This is a genomic window from Nannocystis bainbridge, from assembly GCF_028368995.1.
Taxonomy (GTDB): Bacteria; Myxococcota_A; Polyangia; order Nannocystales; family Nannocystaceae; genus Nannocystis; species Nannocystis bainbridge.
In genome coordinates, this window is sequence record NZ_JAQNDL010000005.1 from 293,811 (window position 1) to 306,089 (window position 12,279).

At 72.8% G+C, this 12,279-nt stretch carries 8 protein-coding genes; 6 read left to right on the forward strand and 2 right to left on the reverse strand.

Annotated features, from left to right (window positions below; genetic code table 11):
• Positions 1 to 1,115: 1,115 nt before the first annotated feature.
• The 3 genes from POL25_RS41495 to POL25_RS41505 are packed head-to-tail and all read left to right on the forward strand — an operon-like array spanning position 1,116 to position 7,443.
• Entirely contained in the window at positions 1,116 to 3,776 is a 2,661-nt protein-coding gene (locus POL25_RS41495; protein WP_272091972.1) for a sensor histidine kinase, read from the forward strand.
• Positions 3,773 to 7,045, forward strand: a complete 3,273-nt coding sequence (locus POL25_RS41500; RefSeq protein WP_272091973.1) for a PAS domain-containing protein — start codon at positions 3,773 to 3,775, stop codon at positions 7,043 to 7,045. The genes POL25_RS41495 and POL25_RS41500 overlap by 4 nt, the downstream gene beginning before the upstream one ends.
• Before the next feature lie 20 nt (positions 7,046 to 7,065).
• Entirely contained in the window at positions 7,066 to 7,443 is a 378-nt protein-coding gene (locus POL25_RS41505; protein ID WP_272091974.1) for a response regulator transcription factor, read from the forward strand.
• Between the two features lie 9 nt (positions 7,444 to 7,452).
• Here POL25_RS41505 and POL25_RS41510 read toward each other — a convergent pair whose 3' ends face one another.
• A complete protein-coding gene (locus POL25_RS41510; RefSeq protein ID WP_272091975.1) occupies positions 7,453 to 8,364 on the reverse strand; it encodes a DMT family transporter in 912 nt (303 codons plus the stop codon).
• 122 nt (positions 8,365 to 8,486) lie between these two features.
• Between POL25_RS41510 and POL25_RS41515 the strand changes: the two genes are divergently transcribed.
• Positions 8,487 to 10,133, forward strand: a complete 1,647-nt coding sequence (locus POL25_RS41515; RefSeq protein WP_272091976.1) for a GAF domain-containing sensor histidine kinase — start codon at positions 8,487 to 8,489, stop codon at positions 10,131 to 10,133.
• 193 nt (positions 10,134 to 10,326) lie between these two features.
• Here POL25_RS41515 and POL25_RS41520 read toward each other — a convergent pair whose 3' ends face one another.
• Positions 10,327 to 10,653: a hypothetical protein gene (locus POL25_RS41520; protein ID WP_272091977.1), complete on the reverse strand. Its 327-nt coding sequence runs from the start codon at positions 10,651 to 10,653 to the stop codon at positions 10,327 to 10,329.
• 220 nt (positions 10,654 to 10,873) lie between these two features.
• On the opposite strand from POL25_RS41520, the gene POL25_RS41525 reads away from it, so the two are divergent.
• The gene (locus tag POL25_RS41525) at positions 10,874 to 11,350 is read left to right on the forward strand and encodes a DUF1579 domain-containing protein (protein WP_272091978.1); all 477 of its coding nucleotides are present in this window, start codon (positions 10,874 to 10,876) and stop codon (positions 11,348 to 11,350) included.
• Between the two features lie 287 nt (positions 11,351 to 11,637).
• On the forward strand, positions 11,638 to 12,228 hold the full coding sequence (locus POL25_RS41530) for a hypothetical protein (protein ID WP_272091979.1): 591 nt from the start codon (positions 11,638 to 11,640) through the stop codon (positions 12,226 to 12,228).
• Positions 12,229 to 12,279: the final 51 nt, after the last annotated feature.

Below are 12,279 nucleotides of genomic sequence, written 5' to 3' on the forward strand. Positions count from 1 at the left end.
GCCGAGCAACCGCGACGATGGCAGGCCGCTGCATTCCGCCGCTTCACACCGACCCAATGGGAGCCACGCCTCGAGCTCCCTCCCGTCACGCGCGACCACCCCGGCACTCTACCTCAGTTCGCCGCCGACCACCGCTCGCTCGAGATGTCGAGCCGTCTTGCCGTGCGTGGTCGGTCAGGAGGTCGAGACGCCGTTGCTCCGCGAGCCCGCCGTCGATCGGCACAGACACGCCGGAGCGGGCGCCCGGCGGGCGATCGCCGTACCGCCGCATGGAAGTCGCGGGCCCACCTCCGCGGCGTGCGAGCTCGCTGCCCGCGGCCGCGCGCCGCCTCGGCGTCTGCAGCTTCGTGGCGACGCTGCTGCCATGGCTCGGCGCGATCGTCGACCACGAGGGCCTGCTGGTCCTTTTCGCGGCGATCGCGACGATGCTGTGGCTGGTCGCCGGCATGATGACCTCGAGCGCCTTGGGGCCGCCTCGACGCGCCGCCCGATCCCGCCGAGGTCTGCGAGATCGGGCACGCCAAGCTCTGGCTGGTCGCCACCGCGCTCTCGCTCGGGCTGCTGTTCGCGCTCTCCTGGGATTCCCTCGTCATCGGCCTTCTGCCCGGCGGTCGGTGACCGTCGCTCGTGCGGCCGCGGGCTCCGAGCTCCCGGTCGACACGCAATTCTGGGGACCGCGCATTCGTCCCTGCATCTCGAATCCGTCGACCCTTCGGCGAGCGCCAGGCTCCGCGGAGTCGAGCCGGCCGCGATCACCCGCGTACGCAGCTCCTCCGAGCACGCCGATCGCGGCGGCATGACCTGTCTTTCGAGACATGTCAAGATCCGCCTCCGGTCCATCGGCAAACACCACGCGCGTGCTCGACATCACCAGCCGCTCCGGCTCCCCGGCGCGTGCCTCGCCTCGCCGGCGATCGGACCGCGCGCCCCGGCCTCGCGCCTCACTTATCAAACCTGACCTTTCGAACATGTGACCTGCGCCGCGATCGCGGCGCGCCCTCCGTCCGCCGCCCGCGCCGGCCGGCGGGCGGGGCGCGGCCGGCTGCTGCTCGCTCGCCACGCGCGGCCAGCCTTGAAAAGGCTCCGATCGGTTCTATTCCCCTGCGAAAGGAAGGATGGCCAGCGACCGTCGCGACATCGGAGAGCTGCTCGTCGCGTCGGGCGGCGATCCCGACGACCTCCTCGAGTGCCTCGAGCACAGCGCCGTGGCGATCCACCTCGTCGACCCTTCCGGCGCGATCGTGTGGGTCAACGCCGCCCTGGGCGCCGCCCTCGGCCGCGACCGCGGCGACTGCCTCGGCCGTCACGCGGCCGAGCTGCACCTCGACCCACATGTCTTTGCGGACATCTGGGCGCGCCTCGTCGCCGGCGAGTCGGTGCCCCCGCGGCCCGTCCGCCTGCGCGGCGCCTCCGGCACGTGCGACGTCCTGCTCTCCGCCAGCGCCGCCCGCGACCGCGACGGCGGCCTCCTCGGCGCCCGCTTCTGCGCCCGCACCCCGCTCGTCGCCTCCGATCCCGGCGCCGCTGCGATCGTCGCTGGCGCCCCGCTGGGCATCGTGCGCGCCCGCCTCGACGGCACCGTGCTGGCCGTCAACCCGGCCTTCTGCGCCCTGCTCGGCCGCACCGCCGACGAGCTCGTCGGCGACGACCTGTTCGCCCTCACCCACCCTGACGATCGCCAGCTCGATCAGGACAAATTCGCCCAGCTGTGCGCCGGCCAACTCCGCAGCTACGCCCTCACCCGGCGGCTCCTCCGCGGCGACGGCTCGCCGGTGTGGACGCGGCTGCACGCCGCCGTCGTGCGCGACCCCGCCGGCGCGCCCGCGTTCTACTTCGGCCTCGTCGAGGACACCGACGCCGAGCGGCGCGCCGAGGACGAACGCCGCCGGCGCGAGCGGCAGTACGAGCTGCTCACCCGCCTGTCGCCGGTCGGCATCTTCCTCGGCGAGGCCGCCAGCGAGTGCGTGTTCGTCAACGAGGAGTGGGTGCGGATCACCGGGCGCACCTTGCCCGAGGTCCGCGGCGGCGGCTGGCGGCGCGCGCTCCACCCCGACGACGCCCTGCGGGTGACCACCGGCTGCCGCCGCGCCCTCGCCGAAGGCGGCTCCTTCACCGGCGAGTGGCGCATGCTGCGGCCCGACGGCGCCACGGTGTGGGTGCTCGGCCGCTTCGCCGACGTGGCCGACAGCGCCGGCCGCAGGCTCTACGTCGGCACGATCACCGACATCACCGCCCGCGTCCGCGCCGAGCTCGATCGGGCCCGCCTCGCCGTCATCGTCGAGCACGCCGCCGACGCCCTGTTCTTGCTCGGCCCCGACGGCACCGTGGCGATCTGGAACCCCGGCGCCGAGAAGCTGCTCGGCCACCCCGGCGCCGAGATCCGCGGGCGCTTCCTCGGCGACCTCGTGCCCGGCCACGGGCGCGAGATCGAGGCCGCCCTGCGCCGCGTGCTCACCGGTGACGTCGTGCGCGAGCTCGACGCCCAGGTCCGGCGCGACGACGGCGCTCTGTTCGCCGTCACCGTCACGGCCTGCCCCGTGCACGACCCCGGCGGCGAGGTCTCCGCGATCTCGGTCATCCTCCACGACGTCACCCCGCTCAAGCGCGTCGAGCAGGCGCTGCGGACCAGCGAGGCCCGGTTCCGCGGGCTCATCGAGGCCAGCGCCCAGATCGTGTGGTCGTCCGAGCCCGACGGCTCGATCGTCGAGGACTCGCCGTCGTGGCGCGCCTTCACCGGTCAGACCGTCGCCGAGATGCGCGGCTTCGGCTGGCTCGACGCCATCGCCCCTGACGAGCGTGAGCGCGTCCGCGACGGCTGGCAGCAGATCCGCAGCGGGCGCGTGACCGGCAGCATCGAGTACCGCCTGCGCCGCGCCGACGGCCGCTATGCCGTCGCCGAGATCCGCGCCGTGCCGATGTTCGGGCCCGACGGCCAGATCCGCGAGTGGGTCGGCGTGTGCGTCGACGTCACCGACAAGCGGCGCGTCGAGGCCCAGCGCGAGGCGCTGGTCGCCGACCTGCGCCGCAGCATGCACTACCAGGAGATGTTCATGGCCGTGCTCGGCCACGACCTGCGCAGCCCGCTGTCGGCGATCCTGATGGCGACCAGCCTCGGCCTGCGGCGCAGCCCCGACGATCGCACCCGCCGCGTCCTGCATCAGATCGCCGGCAGCGGCCAGCGCATGCTGCGGATGATCGAGCAGCTGCTCGACGTCACCCGGATCCGCGCCGCCGGCGGCCTCGAGGTGCGGCTGGCGCGGACCGACCTCGCCGCGATCTGCCGCATCATCATCGACGAGCACCAGCAGGCCAACCCGGCCGCGCGCATCGTCCTCGACGTGCGCGGCGAGACCCGCGGCACCTGGGACGTCGACCGCCTGTCGCAGCTCGCCTCCAACCTGATCGGCAACGCCATCCAGCACGCCGAGGGCGCCCCCGTGGCGACCGCCCAGGTCGACGGGCGCGACCCCGCGGTCGTCCGCTTCGTCGTCCACAACCGCGGCGCCATCGCCCCCGAGCTGCTCAGCACGATCTTCGACCCGTTCCACCGCGCCGCCCAGGGCTCGGCCAAGACCGCCGGCCTCGGCCTCGGCCTCTACATCAGCGAGCAGATCGCCGTGGCTCATGGCGGCTCCGTCGTGGTCGAGTCGACCCGCGCCGGCGGCACCTATTTCCGCGTCGAGCTGCCGCGTCACCCCAAACCGGCCACGCTGTCGCCCCCGGGTATCCGCGAGAACCACGGCGCGCCGCTGGTGCGCGGGAACGGGGTCGGATGAGCGGCGGGCCCTCCGATCCGCCCGGCGCCGGCGGATCCTCGCTGCGTTTGATCGTCGGCCTCGCCCGCGCGATCGCCCAGACGCGCGACGATCCCGCGGCGGTCGCCGAGGTCGCCACGCGCGCCCTCGTCCACGAATTCGCCGACGGCAGCGCCGTCACCCTCGGGGCCGACCTCGACATCCGCGCCTACGCGCACCGCGATCCCGGCGCCGAGGAGCTGCTGCGCGACAACTTCGGCGGCATGCCGCTGGGGCTGCTGCCGGCCGGGCGGGTGATCGCCAGCGGTCGCCCGATCTTCCACCCCCAGATGCCGGCCGAATTCGCCGCCGACCTGTCGCCCGAGCTGCGCGCCTTCGTCCGGCGCTATGAGGTCGCCAGCGTCATCATCGTCCCGATCCGGGCCGAGGACGCCGTCGTCGGCGCGCTGTCGCTGTGGCGCGAGCATGGGCGCCCGCCGTTCGACGACGACGACCTCGACACCGCCCACGTGTGCGCCGAGCACGTCGGCCTCGCGCTCGAGCACGCCCTCGTGTTCCGCGCCCTGCGGGACCGCGAGGCCCGCTTCGAGCTGGCCGTGCGGGCCACCCAGGAGGTCCTGTGGGACTGGGACGTCACCACCCACGAGGTCCTGTGGGGCGACGCCATGGACGAGACGCTGGCCTGGCCGCGCGACCAGGTGCGGTCGACCTTCGGCTGGTGGGCCGACCACATCCACCCCGACGATCGCGCGCGCGTGCTGGCCGAGATCGAGGTCATCATCCGCGACAACGCGGACCGCGAGCGCTGGCAGCTCGAGTACCGGTTCTGCCGCGGCGACGGCGGCTGGGCCGACATCATCGATCGCGGGTTCGTCCAGCGCGACGATCACGGTCGCCTGCGGCGGCTGGTCGGCGCCATGCAGGACGTGAGCGATCGGGTCGCGGTCACCCGGCGGCTGGCCCGGCGCGAGGCCAGCTATCGGGCCTTCATCGCCGCCTGCGACGAGGCCATCTGGTGCCTCGAGGGCGACGAGCCGGTCGCCACCGAATTGCCCGCCGACGCCCAGATCGACCTGTGGTACGCCCGCTGGCAGATCCGCGAGTGCAACGACGCCATGGCCCGCCTGCACGGCTACGAGCGGGCCGACGAGCTGCGCGGCGCCGACATGGGCCTGGTGTTCCCGCGCGACGACCCGCGCCTGTGCGAGCTCCACCGCGCCTTCATCGCCCGCGGCCACCGCCTCGTCGACTTCGAGCTCGTCGAGCCCGATCGCGGCGGCGGCGAGCGGCGCTCCCTCTGCTCGCTGCTCGGCACCGTCGACGACGGCCGCCTGCACCGCGTCTGGGGCACCCGGCGCGACGTCACCGCCCTGCTCCGCCAGGCCACCGGGCTGACCCGCGACCGGCCCGCACGCGCGCAGACCGACCCGCGCGCCGAGGACCTGCCCGGGCTCCTGCGCGCCGGCCAGCTCGGCACCTGGAGCCTCGATCCCGGCACCGACGTCCCCGTGCTGTCGCGCGAGCTCGCCGACATCCTCGGCCGACCGCCCGAAGGCGACGCCGACCCGTGGGCGGCCGTCCACCCCGAGGACCGCGCCCGCGTGCGGGCCGAGCTGCACGCCGCCGCCGCGGCCCGGGGCGACTACGCGATCGAGTTCCGCTTCGTCCGCGCCGACACCGGCGCGCTCGGGTGGATGGAGGTCCGCGGCCGCGCCTCGCACGACGCGTCTGGTCGCGCCACCGCGATCCATGGGATAGGTATCGACATCACCCGCCGCAAGCAGGTCGAGCTCGACCTGCGGGACAGCGAGCAACTGTTCGCGCGGGCCTTCGGCAAGAACCCCAACCCGATGACCGTCAACGCGATCCCCGGCGGCGAGTACCTCGAGGTCAACGAGGCCGCCATCCGCGCCCACGGGTTCTCGCGCGAGGAGATGCTCGGCAAGTCCCCGCGCCAGCTCGGCGTGCTCGTCGACGCCGACGACATCGACCGCTTCGACCGCCTGCTCGGCCAGCGCCACCCCGTCCGCGACCTCGAGATGCGGCTGCGCAGCAAGGCCGGCCGGGCCTTCAGCGTGCTCATGTCGGCCGAGCGCATCGAGTACCGCCAGCGCCCCTGCGTCCTCACCGTCGCCGTCGACGTCAGCGCCCGCAAGCGGGCCGAGTGGGCCCTGCTCGAGAGCGAGGAGCGCTTCCGCCAGATCGCCGCCACCATCGACGAGGCGTTCTGGTTGATGGAGTTCTCGCCGTACTGGCGCTTCGTCTACGTCAGCCCCGGCTGGGAGCACGCCTGGCGCCGCGCCCCCGAGGACCTCTACGGCGACCCTACCCTGTGGACCCGCGCGATCCACCCCGACGACCGCGTCGCCGCCGAGAGCTCGCAGCGCGACCTCGTCACTGGCGCGGTCGACTTCCGCGACCTCGAGTACCGCGTCGTCCGCCCCGACGGCGCCGTGCGGTGGATCCGCGACCGCGGCACCCTCATCCGCGACGCCAGCGGGCGCCCGTGGCGGGCCGCCGGCATCGCCGAGGACATCACCGAGCGCAAGCTGGCCGAGCGCGAGCGCGAGCGGCTGGTGTCCGACCTGCAGGTCGCGATCGCCGTGCGCGACGATTTCCTCTCGGTCGCCTCGCACGAGCTGCGGACCCCGCTCACCGCGCTCGGCTTCCACCTCGAGCATTTGGTGCGGCTGGTCGCGCGCGGCGAACACGACCCCGAGGTGCTCGGCCGCAAGGTCGACGGCGCGATCCGGCAGATCGGGCGGGTCACCGCGCTGGTCGACAGCCTGATCCACGTCAGCCGCATGAGCCTCGGCCGGCTCTCGCTCGACCTCACCGAGTTCGACCTCGTCGACCTCGTGCGCGACCTCGTGGCCCGCATCGGCCCCGACGCCCAGCGGGCCCGCTGCGACGTCCGCGTCGACGTGCCCGCCGAGCTGCCCGGCGCCTGGGACCGCAAGCAGCTCGACCAGGCGCTGCACAACCTCCTCGCCAACGCCCTCAAGTACGGCGCCGGCCGCCCGGTCGACGTGCGCGTGCACGACTGCGGGCGCGTCGTCGTGATCGAGGTCCAGGACCGCGGGATCGGCATCGCCGACGAGGACCGCCCGCGGATCTTCGACCGCTTCGAGCGCGCCGTCTCGTCGGCTCACTACGGCGGCTTCGGCCTCGGCCTCTACATCGCCCGGCGGATCGTCGAGGCCCACGGCGGCGCCCTCGAGGTCACCAGCACCCCTGGCCAGGGCTCGACCTTCCGCCTGCAGCTCCCGCGGCAGGCCGCGCAACCATGAACGAGGACAAGGAGGGATTGATGAACCGCGCACCGATCATCCTCATCGTCGAAGACGACCGCGACATCCGCGACGTGCTCGCCGAGATCCTCGCCGAGGAGGGCTACCAGGTCCTGGTCGCCGAGGACGGGGCCGACGGGCTGCGCCGGCTCGCCGAGGGCCCGCTGCCCGACCTCATCCTCCTCGACCTCATGATGCCGCGCATGGACGGCTACCAGTTCCGCGAGGAGCAGCGGAAGAACCCGGCCTGGAGCGGCATCCCGCTGGTCCTGCTGACCGCCGGCGTCGAGACCTCCGACAAGATCACCGCTCTCGGCGCGCTCGACATCGTGCGCAAGCCGGTGAAGATCGACTTCTTGCTCGACCTCATCGGCGCCGCCGTCCGTCGCGCCGCGTGAGCGCGGCCGTCACCCGCGCGGCGCGACCGGCCTGCGATCGGTCGCCAGCCAGCCGGCGCTGACCGCCAGGATCACCGCCCCGATCCACGCCAGCGGATCGACCTCCTCGTGGAACAGCCAGATCCCGGCCAGCATCGCCAGCAACACCTGGACATAGCCCAGCGCCGTCGCTCGTCCGGCCCGCACCAAATGAAGGCCGCGGGTCATGCTCTGCTGATGAAGAAACGTGCACGCCCCGATCGCCAGGAGGATGGTCCACTCCAGCGGATCGGGCGGGACCCACGCGTGCCACGCCCACGGCGCCGCCAGGATCGACGCCACCAGCGCGTTGTAAAACACCACCCGCACCGGGTGCTCGGTCGACCGCAGCTCGCGGATCATGACGTACACCCCGGCCGAGATGACCGCCCCGATCACCGCCACCGTCAGCGCGAACGGATCGGCGGACGTCTCCCCCGCGCCGAACAGCGCCCGCGGCTGGGTCACCAGCACCACCCCGACGAAGCAGCCGACGATGAAGCCGGTCTCGCGGCGCTCCAGCGCCTCGCCGAGGACCACCGTCGCCAGCAGCAGCGTGAACACCGGGTGGGTGTAATGAATGACGATCGCGTCGGCGATCGGCAGGTGCATCAGCGCATAGAAGTAACAGACCAGGGCGATGAACCCGAGCAGCCCGCGCAGCGCCAGCATCGTGCGCCGCGTGCCCCATACGGGGATGTCACCACGCGCGAGCGTCCCCCGGGCGAAAGCGACCGCCACGACGCTGCGCACCAGAATCACCTCCGGGAGCGGAATGCGCGCCCCGACGAGCTTCGCGAGCACGCTGAGTCCGCTGAACAGAATCGCGGCCGTGACGAGCAGGGTCACGCCTCGCTGCGTGCCCGCCGCCTCCGCATCCTGCGGGTTCTCGACGACACCCACGCGACCGAAACTGTACCATGACGACACGACGTTCGCATGAGCTTCGCAGTCCACCGCGCCTCCGAGGGCACCGCGATCGGCGGTGACGTCGCGGGCGTCGCCGCCGGCCCGGAGCGCGCGGCTTGAGTCGATCGAGCCTCGCCATCGACCCCGCGAATCGGCACCTCATCGAGCTGTTGTCGGGCATCTCCTCGGGCCTCGCCTCGGTCAACGACCTCGGCAGCTTCGCGCAGGAGATCGGGCGCGCGCTCGATCAGCTGTGCGACGCCGAGTACATCGCGCTGTACCTGTGGGACTTCGATGCGCGGCGGCTGCGGACCTTCGCCGGCCGCGGGTTCTCGCCGGCCGAGGTCGCCGAGGCCGAGCGCACCGCGTGGGACCGCCACCCCGGCAGCGTCTTCCGCGAGCCGCGGCTGCTGCACGTGCCCGACGTCTTGCTCGACCAGGACCAGCAGACCCAGAACAGCGCCCGCAGCTTCGTCGTGCGCGCGCGCCTGTTCATGCCGGTGATGTGCCGCGACGAGGTGCTCGGCGTGATCGGCCTCGCCTCCGGCACGCCCAACCGCTTCACCGACGGCGACATCGCCGTGCTCGGCTTCATCAGCAAGCTCACCGGCGTCGTCTACCGCCAGCTGCTCGATCGCACCCAGCGGCAGCGCGCCGAGAGCTCGCTCGCCACCACCGCGCGGCGCCTCCAGCTCGTCGTCGACGCGCTCCCGATCGCCCTCCTCAGCCTCGATCCTGGCTCGCGCCGGATCTCCCTCGCCGAGGGCGCCGGCCTGCGTCAGCTCGGCCTCGACCCCGCAGCTTGCCTCGGCGCCGTCGCCGACCACGCCCTCGCCGGCTTCCCCGGCCTCCGCGACGCCGTCCAGCGGGCCGCCGTCGGCGACGCCATGGCCGAGCAGCTCGCCATGGGCGAGCGCGTCATCTCGTTCCAGTCGGCCCCTCACCGCGGCGGCGAGCTGACCGTCCTGCTGTTCGACATCACCGACCTGCGGCGCGCCCTCGACGAGCTCACCCTCGCCAACAGCGACCTCGAGCAGGCGCGCGACCAGGCGCTCGAGGCCACGCGGGCCAAGAGCTCGTTCCTCGCGGCGATGAGCCACGAGCTGCGCACCCCGCTCAACGCCATCATCGGCTACACCGAACTGCTGCTCGAGGAGCACGCCGAGCTCGCCTCGCCCGGGTTCGCCGCCGACCTCGAGCGCGTCGCCTCGTCGGCGAGGCACCTGCTCGGCCTCATCAGCGACGTGCTCGACCTCTCGAAGATCGAGGCCGGCAAGTTCGCCCTCCACCCCGAGGACATCGACCTCGGCGCCCTGCTCGGCAGCATCGACGCCGCCTGTCGCCCCGGCCAGCAGCGCCGCGGCAACCGCTTCGTCCTCGACGTCCCCGAGCCGCTGCCGGCCCTGCACGCCGACGCCACCGCCGTGCGCGGGATCCTCATCAACCTCCTCGGCAACGCCCACAAGTTCACCCAGCACGGCACCGTCACCCTGCGGATCCGCGAACACACCGAGGCCGGCGCCCGCCGGATCGTGTTCGTCGTCGAGGACACCGGCATCGGCATGAGCGAGCCGCAGCTGCGCCGGATCTTCGACAACTTCACCCAGGCCGACGCCTCGATCTCCCGCCGCTTCGGCGGCACCGGCCTCGGCCTCGCCATCTCCCTCAACTTCGTCCAGCTGATGGGCGGCGACATCTCCGTCACCAGCGCCCCCGGCGTCGGCTCGGCCTTCACGTTCTGGCTGCCAGCCGGTAAGTCATAAAAGACTGGACTTGCCCCATCGGGCATGTCCCATGGTGCATGTCTTGGAGAGCATGTCGCTCCGAACATGCTCTAGAGCGCATGTCCCCGGGGACATGCGCTCTATCCGGCTCCGACCCTTCGACGCCATCGGCCCACACTCGTGCGACAAGCGCCTTCGAGCATGCCTTTAAAAGCATGCTCTTAGGGGCAGCTTACTTCGAGGGCCCTGCCGGCAGCGCCGTCGGCTCGGCCAGCGCCGCCGCCAGCGCTCGCTTGCGCAGCTCGGCGCGGATGTGGCGCTCGACCAGCCCGCTCACCAGCGTCGGCCACACCAGCGACGCCGCCATCAGCGACCACACCGACCACTGCAGCTTCACCATCAAGAAGAACAGCAGCGGCGTGAGCGGCAGCGAGATCGCCACGATCAGCGGGCGAAGCAGGAGCTGCCGCTCCGCATCGTTCCAGAACCACCACGTCGGCAGGAACCCGAGGCGCTGGGGCCGATCCGTCAGGGCGCGGCGGGCAGGGAGCTCGGACATGGGCAGGCCGCTCGAGGTCTAGCACGTGCCGCGGACGGCTGAGGCCGCAGCCGGCGAGCGATCTGCGCCGCCCGCTTCGTCCCGCCCCGGCGCCACCCCGCGAGCTCCGCGTCGTCACCGCGCGTCGTACATGCGCGAGGTCTCCGTTTGCACCCCTTGCGAGCGTTGCTCAAGGTCTCGACGCGACCACCCGCGCGGTGGTGGCGACAAGGAGTCGACCATGAATTTCGCACCGCAGAAGCAACACCAGTGGCTGCAGCAGCTCATCGGCGAGTGGACCTACGAGACCGACCCCTCGGTCGACCCCGGCCCGGGCGGAGCCAGCCGCGGCCGCGAGACCGTGCGCGCGCTCGGGGACCTGTGGATCGTCGCCGAGGGCAGCGGCGATCAGCCCGGCAGCAGCCCCGGCGCCTCGCTGATGACCCTCGGCTACGACGCGCAGAAGGAGCGCTTCGTCGGCACCTGGGTCGGCGCGACGATGCCTCACCTGTGGGTCTACGAGGGCTCGCTCGACGCCAGCGGCCGGCTGCTCAACCTCGACAGCGAGGGCCCGGCGATGTCGGGCCAGGGCCTCGGGAAGTACCGCGACGTCATCGAGCTCGTCAGCCCGGACCACCGGATCTTCTCGGGCAACGCGCTGCGGCCCGACGGCTCGTGGCAGCCGCTCATGCGCACGCACTACCACCGCGTCCGCTAGCCTCGCGCCTGCGGCCTCGCGCGGCCGGCATCGCGCGCTCGTGCCGGGGAGCGACATGCTTCTCGGGACATGCCTCATCGGGCATGTCCTCATGCGCATGACCACACGGGCATGTCCAAACGGACACCTCGTGGGCGCGCGCCCCCGTGTCGCCGCGCACCTGTTGGTCCGCCGGCCCCCAGCACCCGGGCAGCCCCGAGTCCGGGTGCTCGCACGTGCGCGCGTGCGGGGAAACTCTCGACCTCGCCCTGCAATTTCTGGCCGCCGATCGGCGACTACGACGGCCCATGAAGCGCTCCACCTTCGCCCGCACAGCACCCTGCCTGACCCTCGTCCTCGCGCTCGCCTGCCAGCCCGACGCTGCCGACAGCACCACCGACGGCGCCAGCGACTCCACCACGCTCGCCACCACGGGCACCGACACCGACGCCCCGACCACGACCGAGACCACCAGCGACGAGGCCCAGCCGGCGCCGTGCGACGGCATCCCGCCCGCGCTAGCGAGCGGCGGCGCCGTCGCCGTCGCGGTGATGGACGCGCCGGACGAGATCAGCGTCCAGCTCAGCGACGACGCGATCACCTGCGCCGAGAACGAGCCGACCCTGACCTGCAAGGGCGACTGGTTCCTGCGCATCAACCTCCCGCTGGCGGTGCAGACGCCAGGGAACTACGCGCTGAGCGATCTTTCGACCCTCGCGCTCACGGGCGTCGAGGAGTGCAACAGCTCGACCGGCGGCAACCTCAAGGGCACGCTGCAGATCGTCTCCGTCGACGAGGTCGAGGTCACGGCCCGGCTGTGCAACCTCGAGGGCGCGTGGGCCGACGCCAACCCGACCGTCGCCGCCGACTTCAGCTTCGTCGCCCCGCGCTGCCCGTGAGCGACGGCGGCGGCGCAGGGCGGCGAGGCGCAGCCCCGGCCGCCCTGATAG